The following is a 21,488-nucleotide window of genomic DNA, read 5'->3' on the forward strand; positions in this document are numbered from 1 at the left end:
GGTTATGTCGGCCAGGAGGAACAGTTGTTCAGACAGTATAAATATCTATTCAATAGATGTAGCGGATAGGACCGCTGTTCACTGAAACTGAACACATCTCCGTCTCTGGTAGAGTGCTCTCCTTGCGACCGTTCGCTCAGATGTCAGCGAGGCGGCGCCACTGTGGGTCCGGTCGAGGTCGACACGTATCGGTATCGTCTCGCGCGTTTCCCGTCACCACGGCCCAGTGAGCAGATTCGACGAATCCCCGAGCAGTTCCGCTGTGACCGTGGCTGATTTCGGGCTCGTCGTGTCGAGTGGCCCGAACGCGGAGCTGGTCGCCGGTGGTGTCTCTCCCGTCCGGCTCCATCTCCCGGTCGCGTGTTCTCACCGAGTCGGGGGTCGGATTCCGGGTGAGCACTCAGTGCTCGATCGGGTAGCGCTTCGCGACCGGCAGGTGTGTCGGGAGTGTCACGGAGCGCATTCAACGATCTTGATTTCAGGTGTGAACCAGGGTGTGGCCCAGTCTCTCTGCAGTCTCGACGCGTTACCGGATACTGACCGTCGGTCAGATCCGGCGCCTATCTTTGGCTCGTCCCTCGATGTCACAAGGCGCCGAAACGTCCGTTCACTTGTACTGAACCGTCCCTGACGAGGGATACCAGAGAACATACGCTTCCGGACGGCGCTGACGGTGCTCAGCGCAGCATCCCCGCGTTCACGATATCTCACTCGACGCCGGCTCCGGACTTCCGTTGTCGGGGCCGATGTGAGAGACGGTCATCCGGCGGTATCGATGTCGCTGTTCCGTCCTCAGTCGGTCGGTTCGGTATTTCGAAGTGAGTTTGGTCTTCTGAGCCTGACCGGAGTCTCCGATACCCTGGTCTCTCTTCCCGGGTATCGCTTCACAGGCCGACATGGCTGTCGTAACGTCTCGCACCTGTGACCGAACTCCGAACAACGGTGCCAGACGAAGCGGGGCCCCGACACAATATTTAATGTCACAGTTCGCGTTGGATACGTCGATGGCGAGCGATAACCGATTCATAGAGCCACAGGACGTCGAGACGGTACAGTTCGACTGGGGCAAGAGCAAGTGGATGAGTTCCCCGGCCGTGACCGGTTCCGAGTCGTTCAGCGCCGGTGTCGTCGTCCTCGAGCCGGGTGCGGCACACGAGCGACACGTGCATCCTGACAGTGAGGAGATCCTCTACTTCATGACCGGTTCAGGGGTCCAGACAGTTGCCGATGAGGAACGCGACGTGTCGGCTGGACATATGGTATACATCCCGGCCGGCGTCGAGCACAGCACACACAATACGAGCTGGGAACCGTTGCGGTTCATCGCGGTATACGGGCCACCGGGACCAGAGTCGGGGCTCGCTGACATGCCGGAGAGTACGGTTCTTCCACCCGGTGTCGCGAGTGATACGGACTCGTCGTGAGGGAAGGTAGCCGGGGCAGCCACCGACGAACGGGGCATAGATTATTATGCCTGCCGAGTCTCCGTGCCGACACGGCGTATGAGTATGAAATTCAGTCGCGCGGAATCAATGCAAATGCTCCAAGAGACCGTCGACGCCGGCGAGCCGATCATCGGGTCGGGCGCTGGCACCGGTATCTCGGCGAAGTTCGCCGAGCGAGGCGGGACTGACTTGATCATCATCTACAACTCGGGGCGCTACCGCATGGCCGGGCGGGGTTCCCACGCCGGGTTGCTCGCCTACGGCGACGCGAACGAGATCGTCGTCGACATGGCCGGCGAGGTGATCCCGGTCGTCGAGAACACGCCGGTCCTCGCCGGTGTCCACGCGACAGACCCGTTTCGCGACATGGACGTCTTCCTCGACGAGATCAAGCGCCTCGGCTTCTCCGGTGTCCAGAACTTCCCGACGCACGGACTCATCGACGGGAAGTTCGGCGAGGAACTCGACGAACTCGGACTGGGCTACGACAGGGAAATCGAGATGATCGAGATGGCGAGCGACAAGGGCCTTCTCACCGCACCGTACGTCTTCGACGAGGAGCAGGCCCGTCGGATGGTCGAGGCCGGTGCCGACATCGTCGTCGCCCACCTGGGCCTGACGAGAGGCGGTGACATCGGCGCGGCGGACGTCTCGCCGCTCGAAGAGGCCTCGGAGACGGTCCAGCGACTCCGCGACGCTGCGGTTTCGGTCGACGACGAGGTCCTGGTCATCTCTCACGGCGGTGCCCTCGCAGAGCCCGAGGACGTCGCCTACTCCATGGAACACACCGAGGGCGTCCACGGCTTCTTCGGCGCGTCGAGCGTCGAACGGCTCCCGACCGAGCGCGCCATCGAGCAGCAGGTCGCGGATTTCAAGGACGTCCTGTAACCGGGGGCGTCACTCGGGCGTTCGGTGAGTCGGACCGGCCGTCCGTTCGGCGAACCCGGGCCCGCGGGAGTCGGCCCCGTGGCGCAGTCGCACCGCGTGACGACCAGCAAAAGGCGCGCCGCCCGCTCACACCATCTGTTCGACGATCTCGTCCGTCGAGAGGTTCGCCGGCGTCCCCGACAGCGTCTTTTTCCCCTCGTTCAGAATCATGATATCGTCGACGAGGTCCCTGACGATCTCCAGGTCGTGTGAGACGAGGATGATCGAGGTATCCGTCTGATCTCGCAACGACTTCACGAACCGGATCACCGACTCCCTGTCGCGCCGCGAGAGCTCGGTCAGCGGTTCGTCGAGCATCAACACGTCGGGTTCGGACTCGATCGACCGACTGATCGAGAGGATCTGTTTCTGCCCGCCGGTAAGGTCTTCGACGCGGTCTCGCGGATCGAGCGACTCCACCCCGTACTCGTCGAGTTTCGCTTCGACCTGCTGGATCATCTTGCCCTTCCGGAGCGTCTTGATCGGGCCACGCGAGTTGGTCATCTCCCGACCCATGAAGAAGTTCTCCCAGACGGTCGCCTTGTCGACGAGCGCCATGTACTGGTAGGTCATCGCGATACCCGCGTCGGCCGCGTCCTGTGGACTGTCGAACGAGACGGGCTCTCCGTCGAGCACGATCTCCCCGGAGTCCGGCTTGAGATAGCCGTTCAGGACCTTCAGCAGCGTCGACTTCCCGGCACCGTTGTCCCCGACCAGCCCCATCGCGGCGTTGCGGTCCAGGGAGAACGAGACGTCGTCGAGTGCAAGCACCGGGCCGTAGCTCTTCGAGATGCCCTTCACGTCCAGGACGACGTCCGCGTCGCTCATGCCTCGCCCTCCATCATCAGCCGGTTACACTCCTTGCTGTCGACGGCGTCGTTCGCGAACTGGCCCACCTTGTGGCCCTGCCTGAAGATGGCGACGTCGTCGATGTTCTCCTCGACCGAGCTGTACCACTGGCTCGTGATGATCACCGAGCCGGTGTCGGTGAAGTCGTGCAGGATGTCCCAGAGCTGGTTGATCGCCCGCTCCGAGAGCCCCCGGAACGGCTCGTCCAGCAACAGGAGCTTCGGATCTGACTCGATCGCTCGACTGACGACGAGGATCCGGCGCTGACCGCCCGAAAGCTCGCTCGCCTTCTTCTCGACGCCGAAGTCGAATCCGTACTCGGCGAGCTTTTGCTCTACTTCCTTGCGCATCTCGCCCCCGCGGACGGTCTTTATCGGGCCGTACGAGTTGGCCTTCTCCCGTCCCATGAAGAAGTTCTCCCAGACGGGCGTGTCGTCGACCAGGGCGAACTCCTCGTAGGTCATCGCGACGCCCGCTCGACGGGCCTCCTGTGGGTTCGCGAAGACGACCTCCTCGCCGTCGAGGACCACCTCACCCGAGTCGTGCTGGACGAAGCCGTTGAGGATCTTCAACAGCGTGGACTTCCCGGCGCCGTTGTCACCTATCAGCCCGAGGATCGAGTTGCGCTCCAGGTCGAACGAGATGTCGTCGATAGCCACCACCGGGCCGTAGCTCTTCGAGAGGTTGCGTACCGAAAGGAGCGGGTCGTCTGCCGACATCGTTCAGGTCCACCCTCCAAAGAGCTTGTCGCGGCGCTTGAGTTCCATCAGCACGACCGCCACGAAGACGAGTATCCCCTGGGCGAGCTGGAACTCGTAACCGCTGACCCCAGCGACGCGGGTGATCGTCAGGATGACCTGGACGAGGAGTGCACCCGCCGGGACGTTGATGATCTTCCCCGTGCCGCCGAACAGCGAAATCCCGGCGATGACGGGTGCCGCGATGGCGGGCATGAGCAAGTTCGTCCCGGTCCCCGACGAGAGGACGCCGACCCGGGTGATGAGTACGAACCCACCGATGGCGGCGAACAGGCCGCTGATGAGGAAGGCGTGCATCTTGTACTTCGAGACGTCGATACCCATCCGCTGGGCCGCATCGGGGTCCCCGCCGACGAGAAAGAGGCGCCGTCCGCTCACGACGTGCGTGCTGTAGTACCACGCGATCAGCACCACGGCGAGTGTGACAAAAAGGATGTTACGGAACGGTCCGACCGACCCGCTCCCGACCTGGTAGTACAGGTCGGGGAAGTCCGCTATCGATCGACCCTGGGTGAGAGACAGGACGGCACCCTGGAGTATCCACCAGGAGGCGAGCGTCTGGATGAGCGACGGGACCCCCACTTTCGTGATGACGATCCCGTTCCAGGCGCCGATCAACAGGCCGACCAGCGCGGTGACGAGTAACCCGACTACCATCGGTGCGCCGGCCTGGACCGCGAAAAGCCCCATCAGGGGCGCAAAGAGGAGCGCGCTCACGATCGAGAGGTCGATCTCGGCCACGACCAGCGTGAACGCCATCCCGATGGCGAGGATGATGACGGTGGTACTCTGGACGATGACGCTCTCGAGCGTGTCCACCGCGAACAGGTCCCTGTAGAAGACCCCCGCGACGAGGTAGATCGCGACGACGAGCATCCAGGGGAAGTAATCGCCGACGAAGTCCCTCGCGCTCATCTCTCTGCCTGTCAGAATCTCACTAGCGGTCCCGAAGCCGGTCCTGCCTGAAGACATAGTAGGACTCTCTCCCCTATCGATTATTAAAATTTGTGTTAGAGGCCGAACTCCCGCCGAGGGGAATCGACCGACGACGCGTCACCTCGAGTCGGGTGTGGAATAGAAGACGTGGCGGAAAATCTGACGCCGTCAGCGCGCTCTCAGAACTGGCTCAGGTAGTCGAGCGTCTCGCCGTACTGTCCACCCTCGAGGTTCTCCTCGAACTCGTCGACGAGACCGGCGTATTCGTCGGGCTGCTGGTTCCCGACGTCGAAGCTGACGTCCATCATGTCCGTCCGCTCCATGATCGCCGGGAACACGTTACCCCAGTGGTTCTCGGTGTTGACGTTGTCGGCTCTGATGCCGTACACCTCCGGCGGTGCGTTCGCGATGGGCACGTCGAAGTCGTCGGCCATCTCCAGCGTGATCGAATCGCCGGGCCCCCAGTAGACGTCGACGGGGTCCGTCACGGACGTCACCTCGGTGCCCACCTCGGCCTGCGGGATCTCCTTCCCGGACTGTTGGACCGAGGGGTCCAGTATCTGCTCGTAGAAGATCTTCGAGATGTTCTGGGTGATGTTGATCGGTACCTGTGTCGCGTCGAGGTCCTGGAGCCCCTTTCTGATGTACTGGAGGGCGCTGGGATAGCCGTCGATGCCACCGACGTAGATGTGGTCCTCGTGGCCCTTGTAATAGAGCATGTCGTTTGCCGCCATGGCGTTCATGATGCCACGCGTATACGCGCCGGAGCTGTCGGAGATGACGGCATCGGCGGTGTTCGAGGAGAAGTACGTCCGGGCCGAGTCGGCCCACCCGGCGACCGTCCCGTCGGTCGCGACTTCGACGTACTCCACGTCCGGGTAGTTCTTCATCGACTCTCGGACCTGTTCCATCCGGCGACGCCACCCCGTGAAGTCGGGGTTCCCCTGGAAGTGTACGATGGTCTTGCCCTGTCGGCCGCCGCGGTTCTCGTCGAGGAAGTTGATGGCGTCCTCGACCATCAGTTCGGCGAGCTCGTAGTCAGCGGACTGGATGTTGTGCGAGACGGCGCCCCCGACCAGGTCCTTGTTCCCGACGACGGGCGTGTTGTACTCCTTCTTGGCGCGCTCGATGGTCTGGACGTGGGACTGGTACGCGACCGGATTGACGATGAGCGCGTCCTTGCTCTGGGCGTAGTTGGTGATCTGGTCGTTCACCTGCGCGGGGTCCCATCCGGGCGCGGTAAACGAGAAATCCCAGCCGTTCTTGTGCGCCTCGATCGCGTGTCCGGCCGGCATCAGCCGCCACCACGTCGACTCTGTCGGTGGGCCGATGTAGTGGATGGATTTTCCGTGTTCCCACTCGAGGCTCTGGGTCGACCCGCCGTCGCCGCCGTCACCGCCACTGCCGCCGTCGCCGCCGTCACCGCCACTGCCGCCGTCGCCGCCACTGCCGCCGTCGCCGCCACTGCCGCCGTCGCCGCCACTGCCGCCGTCGCTCGAACAGCCAGCGAGTGCAACGGCAGACGCCACGCCTGCGCTCTTTATGAACGATCGCCTGTTGATCCGGGAGAACCGGTCGTTACTGTCATTCGCCATAGCAACAAGAACTGAATATAATGAACAACGTCATAAAACTTTGGTAAGGGGCTATCGCGGTGGTTCGGAACGTGAGACCGGCGGTACGCAGCCAGCCATCTCCAGCCTCGCAACGTCGGTTCGCGGGCCACTGGGCCGTCCTTCGAGAGGGTGGACCGTCCGCCGCGTCGCCCGTTGCCCGTCGCGGGTTGCGCGCCCGCACGTGGCCTGCGGTCCGCTCACGATCCCGGGATCCGCTCCGGATGGTGTACCGACAGCGGGCCCCGGTTCGAAACCGCGGGTGGTTCGGACCCGGGCACGACGACTGTGTCGATGTGCCTGCCGGTACCTACGGTTCGACGAGCACCTTCACGTCGTCGTTGTCGCGCTCCAGGAGCGACTCGAACCCGTCGACGACGTCGTCGAGACCGATGCGTCTCGTCACGAGGGGGTCCGCCCGCAGCTCACCCCGGTCCAGCATCGAGACCGTCATCTCGAACTCCCGTTTCGACAGCGGCCCGCCGAGGAACGCGTTCGCCCCGCCGACGGTCCGCTCGACCAGCACCACCTCGTTGGGGTCGAACGATACCGGCTCCTCGTAGATGCCGACGAGCGTGAGGTGGCCGTCGTGTACGGTCGACCGGAGCGCCTGGTCGTAGGACGGCTCGACGCCGGCGACCTCGAACGCGACCTCGACGCCCGACCCGGTCTCGCTCCGGATCACCTCTACCGGGTCCTCGTCCGTCGGGTCGATGGGTCGGTCCGCGCCCACCACGGCGCTTCGCTCTCTGCGCTTCCGGTTCGGTTCGGAGACGAATATCTCGCCGGCGCCGGCGGCGCGCGCGGCCTGGACGATGGCGAGGCCGATGGGGCCGCTCCCGAAGACGGCGACCGAATCGCCGGCGTCCATCGGCGACCGTCTGACGGCGTGGAGACCGACGGTGAGCGGTTCGACCAACGCCCCTGCCTCGAGCGGGACGCTCGACGGGAGCGCCACGACGTTCCGGGCTGGCACGGTGACCTGTTCCGCGAAGCCACCGCCGTTCCCGGAGAGTCCGACGAACCCGAGGTGCTCACAGACGTTGTACTTCCCCTCGTCGCAGTATCGACACTCGCCACACGGCAGCATCGGGTTGACGGTGACGCGCTGGCCCGCTTCGAGGTCCGAGACGCCGGCCCCGACGTCGCTGACGACGCCGCTCATCTCGTGTCCCAGCCCGACCGGGATGGTCTCGCCGGTGACGACGTGGGGCTGTTCGCTGGGCGTGAGTATCGGCCCGGCGGCGTACTCGTGGAGGTCGGTCCCGCAGATACCGGCGGCCTCGACGTCGAGTGTCACCTGTCCGGGGCCGGTCTCGGGGGCGGCGACCTCCTCGACGCGGATATCCCTGTTGCCGTAGTACTGGGCTGCTCGCATAGTCGGTTGAGCGGACAACGCTCACTTAATCATTTCGGACCGTGGGTAACGGTCACATTCGACGTGGCCGACCCAAGACCGGGCCGGGACCCGACCGCGGCCGGCGACGGCGTGACGGGTCTCTCGGCGCTACTGGACCAGGTACCCACCGTCGATGACGACGGACGACCCGGTCATATACTCCGACGCCTCGGAGGCGAGGAAGACTGCCAGGGGACCGATGTCCTCGGGTCGTGCCATCTCTTCGAGCAGCATCTCGTCGAACCACGCCTCGGCCATCTCGGGGTCTTCCTCGAGGACCTGATCGATCATCTCCGTCCGGACGTACCCCGGGTTGATGTTGTTGACACGGATACCGTGCTCTGCCCACTCGGAGGCGAGCTGGTTCTTGAAGCCCTCCAGCCCGGCCTTCGAGGCGTTGTAGGAGACCTGTGGCTGCGGGTGGTTCGCCATGAACGCAGAGATGGACGACACGTTGATTATCGACCCGCCGTCGCCGTCGATCATCTCCCGGCCGACGTACTTCGCGCAGTTGAACGGGCCGGTCAGGTTGATGTCGATGACCCGCTGCCACCCCTCGAGGGTCATCTCCTCGGCCGGCGTGTTCAGCGTCACCCCGGCGTTGTTGACGAGGACGTCGATGTCTCCGAACTCCTCGACCGTCGCGTCGACGAGCGCCTGGACCTCCTCGACGTCCGTGATGTCGACGGAGATCGCTTCGACCGTCGCGCCGGTGTCGTCGGCGATCGCTTCGGCGGCCTCCTGTCCGGCCGCTTCGTCGCGGTTCGCGATGACGACGTTCGCACCCGCCTCCGCGAGCGATGTCGATATCCCGCGGCCGATACCGCGGTTCCCGCCGGTGACGATTGCTGTCTGTCCATCGAGTCGGAATCGATCGAGCACTGCCATCACTCCTCTCATCTTCCGGCGTACTACTAAATGTAGGGGTGGCTGGGGAGCTGTACACTTTTGTCGCTCGGTCCGTGTTACCAATGTACTGTGCTCGCGACCTGTCTCTGCCGCGCACCCACGGGACCGCTACCGATTGACTGTCCGGGTCCGAAACGGACCCGCCTCGGCGGCGGCACAGCTCGTCGCCCGAATCCGGGAGTGAGGGGACGATGAGCGTCGTCATCGTCGGGACGCTTGACACGAAAGGCGAGGAGATCGGGTTCGCGCGCGACGTGATCGAGGCCGAGGGTCTCGACGTCCACCTCGTCGACGTCGGCGTGATGGACGAACCCGAGATCGAACCGGACACCTCGGCAGCGGTCGTCGCGGAGGCCGGCGGGTCGAGTCTCCAGGCGCTTCGCGAGGCGGGGGATCGCGGCGAGGCCGTGACGGCGATGGGCGAGGGGGCGGTCGCTGTCGCGAACCGCCTCCACGACGACGGGACCCTGGACGGTATCCTCGGTCTCGGCGGGTCGGGTAACACGTCCATCGCGACGGCCGCGATGCGGGCCCTGCCGATCGGGGTGCCGAAACTGATGGTCTCGACCGTGGCGTCGGGCGACACCGAACCCTACGTCGGGTGTCGCGACGTCGCCATGCTGTACTCCGTCGCGGACCTCGAGGGTATCAACCAGCTCTCGCGGACGGTGATCGCGAACGCCGCGCTCGCGATGGTCGGCATGGCCTCGAGGCAACCCGACGTCGACGTCGAGGACAGGCCAACCGTCGCCATCACGATGTTCGGCGTCACCACGCCGTGTGTCCAGACTGCCCGTGAATGGCTCGAAGAGCGGGGATACGAGACGATCGTCTTCCACGCGAACGGGACCGGCGGTCGCGCGATGGAGGGGTTGATCCGCGACGGGGTCATCGACGCCGTGCTCGACGTGACGACGACCGAGTGGGCCGACGAGGTGGTCGGTGGGGTCCTGTCGGCCGGCCGGGACCGCCTCGATGCGGCCGCCGAGCACGGTCTCCCGCAGGTCGTCTCGACGGGTGCGCTCGACGTCGTCAACTTCGGGCCCAGAGAGACGGTTCCCGAGAGGTTCCGCGACAGGGTCCTCCACGCGCACAATCCGGAGGTGACGCTGATGCGAACGACTCCGGACGAGGCGGCCGAGATCGGCACGAAGATAGCCGAGAAGCTCAACGCGGCGGCGGGGCCGACGGTGCTCGCGATCCCGCGCGGGGGGACGTCGATGCTCGATTCCGAAGACGGACCGTTTCACGACCCGGCCGCCGACCGGGCGCTCTTCGAAACCATACGCGGCGCGCTGAACGACCGGGTCGAGATCGTGTCGGTCGACGCGCACATCAACAGCACGGAGTTCGCGGTCGCCATCGCCAGCCGTCTCCACGACCTGATGCAGGGCGGCCCGGTCGACTGACATAATTGGACAGTCCAGATCTTGATAACTCGGTCTTCCTGCTAGTTAGACGAATTTTACTTCTCAAGTCGATACAATATAGATATAGTTTCCGCGATACTCTAGTAGATACCACTCTCTACACTCGTAGGTGTGTCTCTGAACGTATATGGCGTATTTTATGGCTACATACCACGAGAAATACCTCTCGATGCGTGATAGACCTCGCGACTGTCCGCGGCCGGGCGGAAGACGCGGACGAAAGGGCCACCGCGCAGGTGCTGAACGGGGACGGCCCGCTCGATGGGAACGCCCCCTGGACACCGCCCCGTCGTCTCCGATGCGAGGGGCCCGAGACGGCCGACCGACGGCGGCCAGCACTCCCTCTCGGGTCTCTCACTGTCCAGCCGAGCGACTCGGGGGAAGCGAGTCCCGGTCCCGTCGCCGTCTCAGTCGTCGGACCCGGCGGCCGCGTCCCGTTCGTCGGCGAGGCGGGAGGCGACGTCGGTGATCAGGTCCTCCTGGCCGCCGACGACCTCCATCTCGCCCAGTTCCAGCAGGATCTCGCGCGGATCGATGCCGTACTTCTCGCCGGCGCGGCGGGTGTGGCGGAGGAACGACGAGTAGACGCCGGCGTATCCCAGCAGCAGCGAGTCGTTGTCGATCTCGGGCATCTCGTCGTCGGATATCATCGGCACGAGGACGTCCTCGGCCGCGTCCATGACGCCGAAGAAGTCCGGCGTGACCTCGTAGCCGGCCTTCTCAAGGACGCCGACCAGCACCTCCATCTGGGCGTTGCCCGAGCCGGCGCCCAGGCCGCGCAGGCACCCGTCGATGGTCGTCGCGCCCGCTTCGATGCCGGCGAGGGTGTTCCCGATGGCAAGCCCCAGGTTGTCGTGGGCGTGGAAGCCGACGTCGATGGAGAGCTCGTCGGCGAGCAGTCCCACCCGGTCGCGGACGTCGCTGGGGAGCATCGCCCCCGCCGAGTCCATGACGTAGACGGCGTCGGCCCCGTACTCCTCCATCAGCTTGGCCTGCTCGAGGACGGTCTCGGGTGCCGCCATGTGCGACAGCATCAGGAGGCCGGTCGCCTCCAGCCCGCGGTCGGTGACGTACTCGAAGTGTTCCTGGGAGACGTCGGCCTCCGTCACGTGGGTGGCGATGCGACAGACGTCCGCGCCGCGGTCGACCGCCAGGTCCAGTTCCTCGACGGTGCCGATGCCCGGGAGCAGCAAGACGGACAGTTTCGTGTCGGTCAGCTGGGGTACCACCGCGTCGAGGTACTCGCCGGTCTCGGCGGCCGAGAACCCGTAGTTGATCGAGGACCCGCCCATCCCGTCGCCGTGGGAGACCTCGACGACGTCCATCGACGCCTCGTCGAGTGCGGCGGCGACGTCGGCCATCTCCTCGGGGGTAAACGAGTGGTCGACGGCGTGCATCCCGTCCCGCAGCGTCATGTCGACCAGTCTGACGTCCCGGTCAGTCATGGGCCACCTCCCGGGTCGTCCCGTCGAGCAAGCCCTGTTCGGCGATGCGTTCGCCGGTCCCCAGGGCCGCGCTGGTCATGATGTCGAGGTTGCCGGCGTAGGGGGGCAGGTGCTGGCCCTCGCCCTCGACTTCGAGCATCGTCGTCAGGATGATGGCGTCCCCGAGGTCGAAGGCCACGTCGTCGCCCGTCTTGACCTCCGGTTCCATCGTCACCTCGTAGCCCGGTACGTAGGTCTGTATCTCCGATTCCATCCGCCCGATGGAGTCCCGGACCGCGTCGACGTCGGTGTCTTCGTGGACCTGGGTGTGGACCGTGTTGCGCATCATGATCGGTGGCTCGGCCGGATTGAGGGTGATTATCGCCTTCCCCTCCCGTGCGCCGCCGACCGTCTCCAGGCCGTCGGCCGTGGTCTGTGTGAACGAGTCGATGTTCTGTCGGGTCCCCGGCCCCGCGCTCTTGGAGGCGATGTGTGAGATCATCTCGGCGTACTCCACGTCGGCCACCCGGTCGACGGCGTAGACGAGGGGGATCGTCGCCTGCCCGCCACACGTGACCATGTTGACGTTGTCCGTCTCGCCGACGACGTCGTCTAAGTTGACGACCGGGACGGTGTACGGGCCCACCGCCGCGGGCGTCATGTCGATCGCGAACAGGCCCAGGTCCTCGTAGACCGGCGCGTTCTCCCGATGGACGTGTGCGCTCGTCGCCTCGAAGACGACGTCGAACTCGTCGGCGTGTTCCCTGACGCTGTCGATGCCCTCGGTGCCGACGGCGACGTCGTTGTCGACGGCCGCCTGGAGCCCCTCGGACTCCTCGACGGGGAAGATGCCGATCATCCGCTCGAGCTCGATCGCGTCTCCACGGTCGAGTATCTTGTACATCAGATCGGTCCCGATGTTACCTGGACCGACGATTGCTGCTTTGACCGCCATGCGAGTGCCTTTTCGATGGAGGCATTTAAGCGTACTCCTGGCCGTGGAGCGGCTATCCCGGCGCGGTCCTGGAGTGTGTCGGCCCATCGGACCGGGGCCGACCGCAGGTCAGTTGTCGACGGCGTCCGCGACCTCGGCGAAGCGGTCCTGCAGCAGCGAACAGTCCACCGAGACGGCGACGTACTGGACGCCGCTCTCGATCCACTGGTTGGCGATGGCCGGCGTGTCGGCGTAGGCGCCGACGACGGTGTCGGCCGCCCGGGCGCGGTCACAGATATCGCTCATCGTCTCGACGACCTGCTCTGAGGTGACCTCGCCGGGCACGCCGAGTGCCTGGGAGAGGTCGTACGGACCCAGGAATATCACGTCGATGCCGTCGACGGCGAGGATGGCGTCCAGGTTGTCGATACCGTCCTGGCCCTCGACGTGGACTATCAGCAGGGTCCGTTCGTTCTGGGTCCCCGTGTAGTCGTCCTGCAACCCGTACTCGCCGGCGCGCACGTACGGGGAGAGCCCCCGTCCGCCCTCCGGGGCGAACCGGGCGGCCTCGACCGCTGCCTCGGCGTCGGCCCGGCTCTCTACCTGTGGAATCTGGACGCCCTCGGCCCCGACGTCGAGTGCGCGCTGTATCTCCGGCGCCTCGTTACCTCTGACGCGGACTATCGGTGCGCCGCCGCCCACCTCGGCGCCCATGCACATCGAGAGGCTCGTCTCGGCGGTCAACGGGCCGTGCTCCTGGTCGATTATCGTGAAGTCGAGTCCGGCCAGCGTCGCCGCTTCGGTGACTGCGGGCGAGTCGACGTTGACGAACGTCCCGACGACCGTTTCTCCGTCCGCGAGGCGCTGCTTGAGACTTCGAGGAGGCATACATCCACACTCGCTCCCGTCGTACATAAAATACCCGCTGAACCCCCGGTTCGGCCCGGGGAGTCCACCACTGCCGGACATCGCGGTGCCGGAGACACGGCAACGCCGCCCCTGGGAGACTCGGCTGACCGGTGCGGTGTTCGGTCCGGGGGTGCGTGTGTCCCCGCCTCACCGACCGTTCGTCGCCACTGAGACACGCGGGCCTCGCCGGCCGACGACGGGGTCACTGCGTCGGATGGGTCTCGCCGATGGTGATCGGTGCCCCTCCGCGCGTCCTGGCTCGGAACTGCAGTTCGATCCGCGTCCCGCCTCACCGGCCACCGAAACCGTTCTCTATTTCAGAATGAAGTCTCAACTGGCCGCTCGGTGGGCGGGGCCGACCGTCGGCCCCGGCCAGAATTTCTAACATGAGTACGTATGTTACTGAAAGGGTGTATCATCGATTGGCACGGCGGGATTCGTCACGACCGTCGCCGACCGGAGATGACTCCCCCGTTCGGACGTCCCTGAACGCGTTCTCTATACCCAAATGCGGTTACGAGTGTGCGATATTCAGCTCGATGACGTTGGCCGCGCTGATGACCTGGTCGGGGAACTGCTCCTCGAGGCGTTTCCCCTTGAGGCGGCTCGTCGGCGCCGAGATACTGATGGCGCCGACGACCTCCTCGTCCGAGAGAATGGGGGCCGAGACACAGCGGAGCCCCTTCATCAGCTCCTCGTCGTCGACGGCGTAGCCCTGGTCCCTGATCTGGGAGAACTCCTCACGTAACTCCGCCGGGTCCGTGATCGAGTTCGCCGTCGCGGGGTCGAACGATTCCTCGGCCAGTATCTCGTCGACTCGCTCGTCGGGCATGTGGGCCAGCATCGACTTCCCGAGTGCCGTCGTGTTCATCGCGGCCCGGAGGCCGGCGTAGATGTCGAGGTTCACCGCCTTGGTCCCGCGCGACCGGTAGAGATAGACACAGCGGCCGTGTTCCTCGACGGCGACGTTGACCAGTTCTCCCGTCTCTTCGGCGAGTTCGTCGACCTGTGGCTTGGCGATTCCGAACAGATCCATCTCCTTGCGGGTGTACCCGCCGATCTCGAGGAACCGCAGGCCCAGCGAGTACTCGCCGTCCACCTTGCTCACGTACTCGTACTCCTCGAGCGTGCTGAGGTGGTTGTGGACCGCACTCTTTCCCATCGCTACCTCGTCTGCCAGTTCCGTCACCCCCGCGCCGCCCAGGGATTTGATCGCCTCGATGATCTCGAGGGTTTTCGCGGTCGTCTGGACCGGGTGTTTGGCTTTTTTTCCCATGTTCTCCTGTGTATGCCGAACCCTCAAAAACGTTGTTCTATAATACCGAATTGGGGACTATTGGCTTACACGCGACTCTGTACGCGACTCCGGTCCTCTGGTGAACGGTTGGGCCCTCGTAGAGCGTTCTCTATTTGAATGACGGTCCCTGTCGCTGGTCCGGCCGGCCCGGACCCGTTCGACTCGGCCGGTATTTTATATCCCGCTCGCGACTGGATGGACGTATGCGTGACAAGTGCCTGCAGACGGTGACTGCAGACTCGGATCCGTTGATCGGCAGCTGGGCGGCCGTCCCCCACCCGCTATCGGTCGAGATGGCCGCCAACGCTGGCTACGACTTCGTCGCTCTCGACGCGGAGCACACGCCGATGTCCTACGAGACGATGGAACACATGCTCCGCGGGGCCGACGGTGAGACGGAGACGCTGGTCCGCGTCCCCGACGGCGACCCGACCACGTTGAAGCGGACGCTCGACCTGGACCCGGACGGGGTCCTGGTCCCGATGGTCGAGACGGCGGCCGAAGCGGAACGAATCGTCGACGCGTGCCGGTATCCCCCGGACGGCACCCGGGGCATCGGCCCCTGGCGGGCCACGGGGTACACGACGACGCTGGTCGAGCATCTGGCGGCGGGGGACGATTCGTTCGTCACGCACGTCCAGCTCGAGTCGCGCCGGGCGGTGGAGAACGCCGCCGACATCGCCGCCGTCGACGGCATCGACGGTGTCTTCGTCGGGCCACTCGATCTCTCGCTGTCGATGGACTGTTTCGGCGAGTGGGAGAGCGACGAGTTCCTCGCGGCCGTCGAGGCTGTCTTTTCGGCCGCCCGGGCGGAAGGCGTCACGACCGGGACGCTCGCGACGAGCGCGGCCGAACGCGAACAGCGCCTGGACTGGGACGTCGATTACGTCGCGACCGGCGTCGACCTGATGCACCTCGCGCAGGGACTCGACGAGACCCTCGAGCACAGTCGGGACGTCGTCGATTCCGGGTAACCGACCGGTTGGGCCCTCAGAGGAACGCGAAGGCCCGGACCGAGGACCCGCTCGTCCCCTGCAGGTTCAGCGGCGGGTAGAAGAAGTACGCGCGCCGGGAATCGGCGCCGTCCAGCACCTTATCGAGGTTCCGGACCTCCTCGACGGGGATGATGTCGTTTTCGAGCAGCGGCAGGTGTGACTCGTCGGCCCCGACGTCCGTCGCCGGCCCGTGACCCGGCACCTCGCCGGTCCACCCGCCGACGCTCGCGCCTTCGGTGCCGACCGCCTTGGGCCCCCGCTCCCCGAGCCACTCGGCGGCCTCGGCGGTGAGATACGGGAACTCGAAGGCGTACTCCGGCGAGTTGCCGTAGTACTGGTCCCACGCGGTGTGGAGCATCACGACCTCGCCCTCGTTGATCTCGTCGTCGTACTGTTCCAGGTCGTCGACCGTGATGGCCTCCTCGGGTTCCTTGGGCGTCAGGTCGACGGCCACGCCCGGCCCCATGAACTTGCTCACCGGGAAGTCGTCGAGCGTCTTGCCCTCCGGGATGAAGTGGCGCGGCGAGTCGACGTGGGTCCCGGTGTGCGTGCGCATCTCCAGGCGCTCCATCGTGTAGGCGTCTCTGGAGGCCCAGGCGGTCTTGGTCAGCTGGACCTCGGGGAACGTCGGCCACACCGGCATGCCGTCTTCCACCGGATTGCTCAGGTCGATGATTTCCTCTGGTTCGAACATGCTGGAACAATCAGACGGAGCCGAGATAAATGTTTGCTCGCCGGTCACACTGACAGCCATCTCGGGGCACGTACGCGCGGGCCTGCACATATCTGGCTCACTCGCCGCAGGGGCCGCCCGCGTTCTGCGGGACGGAGTCGCGGGTGGCGACGGGACACCGACTCCGCGTCGGTGGACACGTCCGCACGTCGGGGCGAGAACGGGTCCGGTGCCGGGTTCAGTTGAGCCGTTCGGCGGCGTCGTCGTGGCCGTCGAAGAGGTGGAGACTCTCGGCCTCGAAGGTGAGATACCCCTCCATGCCCTCCTCGAGGACGCCGGTGTCGACCTCGGCGGTGACCTCGTGGTCCGCCGGGGTCTGACAGCGGACGACGTCCTCGGTGCCGATCTTCTCGACCACGTCGACGGTGACGGGCACGGCGAAATCGCCCCCCGACCCGTCCTCGGACCAGCGAAGCCGCTGGGGCCGGACGCAGGCGGCTATCTCGTCGCCGCTCGCCCTCTGCAGGGCGTCGGTCAGCGGCCCGTCGACCTCGAAGGTCACCTCGCCGTCGTCGAGGACGGCGGTCTCGCCGTCCCACGAGAGGTGACAGTCGAACCGGTTGATCTGTGGCGACCCGATGAACATCGCGACGAACAGCGACTGGGGTTCGCTGAACACCTCGTCGGGGTCGCCGAACTGGGCGACGTTGCCGTCGTTCATCACGACCAGCTTGTCGCCCATCGTCATCGCCTCCTCCTGGTCGTGGGTGACGTGGACCATCGTGACGCCGAACTCGTGCTGGAGGCGGACGACCTCGGCGCGCAGCTGCCGTTTGAGCAGCTCGTCGAGGTCGCTGAACGGTTCGTCCATCAGGAATACTTCGGGGCGGCGGACCAGCGCCCGCGCGAGGGCGACGCGCTGTTGTTGCCCGCCAGAGAGCTCCGTGATCTTCTTCTCGAGGAAGTCGGCACAGTCGGCGACCGCCGCGATGTCCTCGACGGCCGCCTGGATCTCGTCCTCGCTGTGGCCGTCCTCGGCGCGCAGCGGGAAGGCGATGTTCTCTTTCGCCGTCATGTGCGGGTAGAGCGCGAGGTCCTGGAACACCATCGAGATGTCCCGGTCCTGTGGCGACTTGTCCGTGATGTCGACATCGTCGAACGTGATCGACCCGCTCGTGGGCGTCTCCAGCCCGGCGATCGAGCGCAGCGTCGTCGTCTTCCCACAGCCCGACGGGCCGACGAGGACGACGAGTTCGCCGTCACCGATGTCCAGCGAGACGTTGTCTGTCGCGACTAGCGAACCGTACTCCTTCGTCAAATCTTGAACGTGTACTTTAGCCATGGTTAGATGTCAGTCATGCCGAGGGTCATCCCCTCGATGATGTTGTCGCGGAAGGCGATGAGGATCAGCGTGGGCGGGATGGCGACGACGACTGCCATCGCCATGATGCGGTTCCACTGGATCTGGTTCGACTCGATGAGCGTCGGGATGATGGTCGTTATCGTCGAGGTGTTGTTCCCGGTGATGATCCACGCGAAGAGGAACTCGTTCCAGGCGAAGACCCAGGCGAGCATCATCGTCGCGACGAGGCCGGGGCGCACGAGCGGGAAGACCACCTTCCGGAACGTCTCGAAGCGCGAGTAGCCGTCGACGTAGGCCGCCTCCTCGAACGAGACGGGGATCTTGTCGAAGAAGTCCCGCATGAGCCACGTCGTCAGCGGCAGGTTGAAGGTCAGATACAGCAGGATGAGTCCCAGCAGCGTGTCCTGGAGGCCCAGCTGGCCGTAGATGAAGAATATCGGAAGGACGACGGCGACCGGCGGGAACATCCGCGTCGAGAGCAGCCAGAACGAGACGTGGCCGCCGGGGTCGATCCGTGAGGCGAACCGCGAGAACGCGTAGCCCGCCAGCGCGCCGAGTATCACCGAGAGGATGGTGGTCCCCGAGGCGATGATGAGGCTGTTGGTGATGGCGTTGACCGCCCGGGAGTTCGTGAGCACCCAGACGATGGAGTCGAGGGTGAACCCGCGCGGGTACAGCGTCGGCGGGAACGTCCCGATGTAGTTGAGCGGTTTCAGCGCCGTGTTCAGCGTCCAGTAGAGCGGGAACGCGACGAACAGCGCGTAGAGCGCGACGAAGCCGCGACCGAACCACTGGAAGCCCGAGGTGTCGGAGCTCATGCCATCTCCTCCGTGTTCATCGTGCGCCAGAACAGCAGCATGGCGATGACCGACCCGAGTCCGATGACCCACGTCAGGGCCGCCGCGCGGCCGATGTTGAACTGGCTGAAGCCGACCAGGTACGTGAAGTAGGTCGGAAGTTCAGTCTGGGTGCCGGGGCCGCCGTTGGTCATGATGAAGAGTTTGTCGAAGAACTTGTACGCGTCCATGAACCGCAGCAGGAACGCGATGGCGATGAGGTTGCGCAGCTGGGGGAGCGTGATGCGGCGGAACTGCATCCAGCGCGACGCCCCGTCGACCCGCGCGGCCTCGTAGAGCGTATCTGAGATGCTCGCACGCCCCCCGTAGATGATCAGCAGCGGGAGGCCGACCCACTGCCAGGTGTCGGCGATCATGATAGCGGTCAGGCCGAGCCAGCGCGACTGCAGCCACGGCACGGCGCTGAAGCCGAGCATCCCGAGGATGCCGTTGACCGTCCCGCCACCCGGCAGAAAGAGCAGCTGCCAGATGCGGCCGACGACCAGCGGTGCGATCATCATCGGGACCGCGAACAGCGTCAGCATCGCGATGCGGACGCCCGTGTTGTCGACGTAGTTGTACAGCGCCAGCGCCAGGAACAGGCCGAGCCCCACCTGCAGCGTCACGCCGACCCCACCGTAGTAGGCGAAGTTCGCCACGGAGTTCCAGAACCGCCCCTGACTGAACAGCCAGGCGTAGTTCGCGCCCGCGTTGAACGACGGCGTCTGGTGAGCGATGGAGGCCGGCGCCCAGCGGTTGAAGCTCAGCCAGAGCGACCAGAGCATCGGGCCGATGGTGATGAGAAAGACCGTGACGATGGTCGGCCCCACCAGCAGGTAGGGTGCGAGGTCACGGTCCGCGAACCGGTCGACCACCGGTATTCGTTGTCGTAGGTCTTCTTTGATTGTACTCATGATTGATTAAGGTGTGTTCGGAATCACAGCAAGATAGATTATGAAGGTTATGCCATCGGTCGGGCTCGCTTACACGTAGCCCAGTTTCTTCGCCTTGTCGAGGAACCGGTTGTAGTGTTCCATCTGGGACTCACGCCCGAGTTCTTCGACCGTCTGTCGCCACTTGTCCGCCACGTTGTCGAGGGCCTCCTGCGGGCTCTCCTCGCCGATCAGCGCGCGCTGGATGTGGATGGCGAAGTCCTCGGTGTACTGGGACGACCCGGGCCACTGGGGCTGTGGGAAGCCGTTCTCCATGTTGGTTCGGCCCGCGTCGAGGTGCTGCTGGGCTTGCTCCTGTGCACTGATGCCGCCGACGTAGTCGGTGTCCGGCGAGAAGATGGGTGGGTTCTCCGGGAACCCTTCGCCGGTCTCGCGAAGCGGGTTGGATTCGGTGTAGAACTTCGCGGCCTCCTCGGTGTAGTGGGACTCGTGCGACGGGTCGAGCCCGGTGTACGGGTCGGCCACTGCCTGCGTGAGGACCGGGTCGCGAGCCAGACGGTGGATGGCGTAGAACGCGGCGTCCTTGCGCTCCTGTGGGAGGTCGGCCGGGATGGAGTACAGCCGGTTGTACAGCATCATGGCGTTGCGCCGGATGCTGCCGTCGTCCTGTTCCCACCCGGGCATCGCCTTCGAGCGCTGGTCCCCGACGACCGGGAAGTCCCCGCGGGCGGTGAACTCCGAGAGGTCGATCCACCACGGCGTCATCACGACGTTGCCCTGCTGCCACTGGTTGATGGTCTCGGCGATGCCGAACTGGGCGGACCCCTCGGGCGCGTACTGGACCGTCTCGACCATGTGCTCGAGGGCCGTGACGGCGTCGTCAGAGTTGATCTGGGGCTCCATCTCCTCGTCGAAGTAGATGACCCCGCGCGAGGCCGCCCGGTCCATGAACCAGCCGAAGTTCCACGGACGGGCGCCGAAGACCTGCGTCCCGAAGGTGCCGTCCTCCGTGTTCTCGGTGAAGTACTTCGCGACCTGGTTGAACTCCGGCCAGGTCTCCGGCGGACGGAGCTCCTGGCCGTACTCGTCCTGGTAGGCCTCCTGGTGTTTCTCGTCCTGGAAGAACGACGGCCGGTAAAACAGGTTGTGGATGTCCCCGTCGATGGGGATCGCCACCGTGTCCCCGCCGAACTTCATGTAGAACTCCTTGTACGGCTCGATGACGCCGTCGAGGTACTCCTGGGCGCCCTCGTACTGGGCGATGTAGTCGTCCAGCGGCTCGAAGAGACCGCGTGCCTGGAAGTCACCCAGGTACAGCGGGATGTTCAGGACGATGTCGTACGGGGTCTCGCCCCCGCCGATGAGCTCGGTGTTCAGCGAGGAGTAGTAGTTGCTCGCCGGGAGCGTCTTCCCGTCGTTGAACGTGATGTTCGTCTCATCCTCGATGATGGGGCCGAACATCGCATAGACCGGTCCGGCCGAGTTGTCCGTCGTCCAGCGGAGCTCGACGTCTTCGAAGGCGTCCTCGTCCTCGATGGGGAAGGAGTACTGCGGCCCGCTGCTCCCGTCGCCGCCGTCGCCCCCGTCACCGCCGGAGCCGCCGTCACCGCCGGAGCCGCCGGAGCCGCCGTCACCGCCGGAGCCGCCGTCGCCGCCGCACCCGGCGAGGCCCGCTGCCAGGCCCGTGGCACCGAAGTATTTCACCCATTCTCGTCGCGTCATTCCGAACTGCCCGGGCTCGCCACCCTGGACAGGGCTGTTATCTGCCATACGATAGCACACATTTGGTGCGGAGTAAAAACACTTTGGCTTCTTACCGGCAAAATTATGTACAATATCGCCGGAGGCGGGTTCGGAATCGAACCACGTCGGTTTGTTTCCCACGTAGGTTAAGATAA

19 protein-coding genes are annotated in these 21,488 nt (G+C 65.1%); 4 read left to right on the top strand and 15 right to left on the bottom strand.

Going from position 1 to position 21,488, the window contains the following annotated elements; genetic code table 11:
* Nucleotides 1–1,004 precede the first annotated feature (1,004 nt).
* Nucleotides 1,005–1,424 (top strand): cupin domain-containing protein, encoded by a 420-nt coding sequence (locus tag P1K88_RS03970; protein ID WP_276412728.1) that lies wholly within the window; start codon nt 1,005–1,007, stop codon nt 1,422–1,424.
* An 84-nt stretch (nt 1,425–1,508) separates the two neighbouring features.
* Complete coding sequence (locus P1K88_RS03975) at nt 1,509–2,333, top strand: phosphoenolpyruvate hydrolase family protein (protein WP_276414114.1); 825 nt, start codon at nt 1,509–1,511, stop codon at nt 2,331–2,333.
* A gap of 126 nt (nt 2,334–2,459) precedes the next feature.
* Here P1K88_RS03975 and P1K88_RS03980 read toward each other — a convergent pair whose 3' ends face one another.
* From P1K88_RS03980 to P1K88_RS04005, 6 genes are all read right to left on the bottom strand, one after another.
* The gene (locus tag P1K88_RS03980) at nt 2,460–3,200 is read right to left on the bottom strand and encodes an ATP-binding cassette domain-containing protein (RefSeq protein WP_276412729.1); all 741 of its coding nucleotides are present in this window, start codon (nt 3,198–3,200) and stop codon (nt 2,460–2,462) included.
* Nucleotides 3,197–3,940 (bottom strand): ATP-binding cassette domain-containing protein, encoded by a 744-nt coding sequence (locus tag P1K88_RS03985; protein ID WP_276412731.1) that lies wholly within the window; start codon nt 3,938–3,940, stop codon nt 3,197–3,199. Before P1K88_RS03985 ends, P1K88_RS03980 begins: the two co-directional genes overlap by 4 nt.
* 3 nt (nt 3,941–3,943) lie before the next feature.
* Nucleotides 3,944–4,951, bottom strand: a complete 1,008-nt coding sequence (locus P1K88_RS03990; RefSeq protein ID WP_276412732.1) for an ABC transporter permease — start codon at nt 4,949–4,951, stop codon at nt 3,944–3,946.
* Nucleotides 4,952–5,094: 143 nt separating this feature from the next.
* Complete coding sequence (locus P1K88_RS03995) at nt 5,095–6,510, bottom strand: substrate-binding domain-containing protein (protein WP_276412733.1); 1,416 nt, start codon at nt 6,508–6,510, stop codon at nt 5,095–5,097.
* A 328-nt stretch (nt 6,511–6,838) separates the two neighbouring features.
* Nucleotides 6,839–7,906 carry a 2,3-butanediol dehydrogenase gene (locus tag P1K88_RS04000; protein ID WP_276412734.1) on the bottom strand — a complete coding sequence of 356 codons (1,068 nt, stop codon included), beginning with the start codon at nt 7,904–7,906 and terminating at the stop codon, nt 6,839–6,841.
* Between the two features lie 129 nt (nt 7,907–8,035).
* Complete coding sequence (locus P1K88_RS04005; protein ID WP_276412735.1) at nt 8,036–8,815, bottom strand: SDR family NAD(P)-dependent oxidoreductase; 780 nt, start codon at nt 8,813–8,815, stop codon at nt 8,036–8,038.
* Between the two features lie 212 nt (nt 8,816–9,027).
* Here P1K88_RS04005 and P1K88_RS04010 point away from each other — a divergent pair, with 212 nt between their 5' ends.
* Nucleotides 9,028–10,245 (top strand): Tm-1-like ATP-binding domain-containing protein, encoded by a 1,218-nt coding sequence (locus P1K88_RS04010; protein ID WP_276412737.1) that lies wholly within the window; start codon nt 9,028–9,030, stop codon nt 10,243–10,245.
* A 428-nt stretch (nt 10,246–10,673) separates the two neighbouring features.
* On the opposite strand, the gene dmpG is transcribed toward P1K88_RS04010, so the two are convergent.
* The 4 genes from dmpG to P1K88_RS04030 all read right to left on the bottom strand — a co-directional run bounded on the left by dmpG (nt 10,674) and on the right by P1K88_RS04030 (nt 14,809).
* A complete protein-coding gene (gene dmpG, locus P1K88_RS04015) occupies nt 10,674–11,711 on the bottom strand; it encodes a 4-hydroxy-2-oxovalerate aldolase (protein WP_276412738.1) in 1,038 nt (345 codons plus the stop codon).
* The gene (locus P1K88_RS04020; protein WP_276412739.1) at nt 11,704–12,645 is read right to left on the bottom strand and encodes an acetaldehyde dehydrogenase (acetylating); all 942 of its coding nucleotides are present in this window, start codon (nt 12,643–12,645) and stop codon (nt 11,704–11,706) included. Before P1K88_RS04020 ends, dmpG begins: the two co-directional genes overlap by 8 nt.
* Nucleotides 12,646–12,753: 108 nt before the next feature.
* Nucleotides 12,754–13,512 (bottom strand): HpcH/HpaI aldolase family protein, encoded by a 759-nt coding sequence (locus tag P1K88_RS04025; RefSeq protein ID WP_276412740.1) that lies wholly within the window; start codon nt 13,510–13,512, stop codon nt 12,754–12,756.
* Nucleotides 13,513–14,047: 535 nt separating this feature from the next.
* On the bottom strand, nt 14,048–14,809 hold the full coding sequence (locus P1K88_RS04030; RefSeq protein ID WP_276412742.1) for an IclR family transcriptional regulator: 762 nt from the start codon (nt 14,807–14,809) through the stop codon (nt 14,048–14,050).
* Between the two features lie 224 nt (nt 14,810–15,033).
* Between P1K88_RS04030 and P1K88_RS04035 the strand changes: the two genes are divergently transcribed.
* On the top strand, nt 15,034–15,804 hold the full coding sequence (locus P1K88_RS04035; RefSeq protein ID WP_276412744.1) for an HpcH/HpaI aldolase family protein: 771 nt from the start codon (nt 15,034–15,036) through the stop codon (nt 15,802–15,804).
* A 16-nt stretch (nt 15,805–15,820) separates the two neighbouring features.
* On the opposite strand, the gene P1K88_RS04040 is transcribed toward P1K88_RS04035, so the two are convergent.
* From P1K88_RS04040 to P1K88_RS04060, 5 genes are all read right to left on the bottom strand, one after another.
* Nucleotides 15,821–16,519, bottom strand: coding sequence for a cyclase family protein (locus P1K88_RS04040; protein ID WP_276412746.1), 699 nt, complete (start codon nt 16,517–16,519; stop codon nt 15,821–15,823).
* Nucleotides 16,520–16,736: 217 nt separating this feature from the next.
* On the bottom strand, nt 16,737–17,840 hold the full coding sequence (locus tag P1K88_RS04045; RefSeq protein ID WP_276412748.1) for an ABC transporter ATP-binding protein: 1,104 nt from the start codon (nt 17,838–17,840) through the stop codon (nt 16,737–16,739).
* A gap of 2 nt (nt 17,841–17,842) precedes the next feature.
* On the bottom strand, nt 17,843–18,679 hold the full coding sequence (locus tag P1K88_RS04050) for a carbohydrate ABC transporter permease (RefSeq protein ID WP_276412750.1): 837 nt from the start codon (nt 18,677–18,679) through the stop codon (nt 17,843–17,845).
* The gene (locus tag P1K88_RS04055) at nt 18,676–19,572 is read right to left on the bottom strand and encodes a carbohydrate ABC transporter permease (protein WP_276412751.1); all 897 of its coding nucleotides are present in this window, start codon (nt 19,570–19,572) and stop codon (nt 18,676–18,678) included. The genes P1K88_RS04050 and P1K88_RS04055 overlap by 4 nt, the downstream gene beginning before the upstream one ends.
* 108 nt (nt 19,573–19,680) lie before the next feature.
* Entirely contained in the window at nt 19,681–21,360 is a 1,680-nt protein-coding gene (locus P1K88_RS04060) for an ABC transporter substrate-binding protein (protein ID WP_276412753.1), read from the bottom strand.
* Nucleotides 21,361–21,488: the final 128 nt, after the last annotated feature.

The sequence above is a fragment of the Haloarcula halobia genome (assembly GCF_029338255.1).
GTDB classification, from domain to species: Archaea; Halobacteriota; Halobacteria; order Halobacteriales; family Haloarculaceae; genus Haloarcula; species Haloarcula halobia.

Excerpts from the sequence above, each read along its gene's own strand:
- P1K88_RS03970 (WP_276412728.1), top strand. The coding sequence starts at position 1,005 with ATGGCGAGCGATAACCGATTCATAGAGCCACAGGACGTCGAGACGGTA.
- P1K88_RS03975 (WP_276414114.1), top strand. The coding sequence starts at position 1,509 with ATGAAATTCAGTCGCGCGGAATCAATGCAAATGCTCCAAGAGACCGTC.
- P1K88_RS03980 (WP_276412729.1), bottom strand. The coding sequence starts at position 3,200 with ATGAGCGACGCGGACGTCGTCCTGGACGTGAAGGGCATCTCGAAGAGC.
- P1K88_RS03985 (WP_276412731.1), bottom strand. The coding sequence starts at position 3,940 with ATGTCGGCAGACGACCCGCTCCTTTCGGTACGCAACCTCTCGAAGAGC.
- P1K88_RS03990 (WP_276412732.1), bottom strand. The coding sequence starts at position 4,951 with ATGTCTTCAGGCAGGACCGGCTTCGGGACCGCTAGTGAGATTCTGACA.
- P1K88_RS03995 (WP_276412733.1), bottom strand. The coding sequence starts at position 6,510 with ATGGCGAATGACAGTAACGACCGGTTCTCCCGGATCAACAGGCGATCG.
- P1K88_RS04000 (WP_276412734.1), bottom strand. The coding sequence starts at position 7,906 with ATGCGAGCAGCCCAGTACTACGGCAACAGGGATATCCGCGTCGAGGAG.
- P1K88_RS04005 (WP_276412735.1), bottom strand. The coding sequence starts at position 8,815 with ATGGCAGTGCTCGATCGATTCCGACTCGATGGACAGACAGCAATCGTC.
- P1K88_RS04010 (WP_276412737.1), top strand. The coding sequence starts at position 9,028 with ATGAGCGTCGTCATCGTCGGGACGCTTGACACGAAAGGCGAGGAGATC.
- dmpG (WP_276412738.1), bottom strand. The coding sequence starts at position 11,711 with ATGACTGACCGGGACGTCAGACTGGTCGACATGACGCTGCGGGACGGG.
- P1K88_RS04020 (WP_276412739.1), bottom strand. The coding sequence starts at position 12,645 with ATGGCGGTCAAAGCAGCAATCGTCGGTCCAGGTAACATCGGGACCGAT.
- P1K88_RS04025 (WP_276412740.1), bottom strand. The coding sequence starts at position 13,512 with ATGCCTCCTCGAAGTCTCAAGCAGCGCCTCGCGGACGGAGAAACGGTC.
- P1K88_RS04030 (WP_276412742.1), bottom strand. The coding sequence starts at position 14,809 with ATGGGAAAAAAAGCCAAACACCCGGTCCAGACGACCGCGAAAACCCTC.
- P1K88_RS04035 (WP_276412744.1), top strand. The coding sequence starts at position 15,034 with ATGCGTGACAAGTGCCTGCAGACGGTGACTGCAGACTCGGATCCGTTG.
- P1K88_RS04040 (WP_276412746.1), bottom strand. The coding sequence starts at position 16,519 with ATGTTCGAACCAGAGGAAATCATCGACCTGAGCAATCCGGTGGAAGAC.
- P1K88_RS04045 (WP_276412748.1), bottom strand. The coding sequence starts at position 17,840 with ATGGCTAAAGTACACGTTCAAGATTTGACGAAGGAGTACGGTTCGCTA.
- P1K88_RS04050 (WP_276412750.1), bottom strand. The coding sequence starts at position 18,679 with ATGAGCTCCGACACCTCGGGCTTCCAGTGGTTCGGTCGCGGCTTCGTC.
- P1K88_RS04060 (WP_276412753.1), bottom strand. The coding sequence starts at position 21,360 with ATGGCAGATAACAGCCCTGTCCAGGGTGGCGAGCCCGGGCAGTTCGGA.